Here is a 439-nt window from a genome sequence, read left to right on the forward strand (position 1 = left end):
ATGCTGGCTTCCGCGATGGAGCGTAGTAAGGGCTGGAATCACCCCATCTTCCGCGGGGAAGGTGCCATGTGGCGCGGCATTCTGGTCAAGCCCTACAAGGGCATGCCGATCCGCTTCAGCCAGGGCAGCATCGTCAAGGTGTGTGCGGCCAACTCTGCGACCGGGGCGGAAGTGGACAAGGTTGCCGGCACCTTGATCGACCGCGCCGTGCTGCTGGGTGGCCAGGCGCTGGCCAACGCCTTCGGTTCCGGTGAGCAGGGGGGCTCCTTTGGCATGCACCAAGAGCCGACCGACCATGGCAACGCGAACGAGATCTCGATCCGTTGGGTCTCCGGCCTGCAAAAGATCCGCTTCAAGCAGCGCAACGGCAACATCCAGGATCATGGCTGCATGGTGTTGGATACCTCGGTGAGTGCCATCGGCCGCTAAGCCGCTGACC

1 protein-coding gene is annotated in these 439 nt (G+C 63.3%); it reads left to right on the forward strand.

Features of this window, described 5'->3' with window-relative positions; translation table 11 throughout:
* The coding region (locus JWG43_RS18440; protein ID WP_205244383.1) for a phage capsid family protein at positions 1–429 on the forward strand (429 nt) is incomplete at its 5' end.
* Positions 430–439: the final 10 nt, after the last annotated feature.

Origin of the sequence: Desulfobulbus alkaliphilus (assembly GCF_016918545.1) — a bacterium.
Taxonomy (GTDB): domain Bacteria; phylum Desulfobacterota; class Desulfobulbia; order Desulfobulbales; family Desulfobulbaceae; genus Desulfobulbus; species Desulfobulbus alkaliphilus.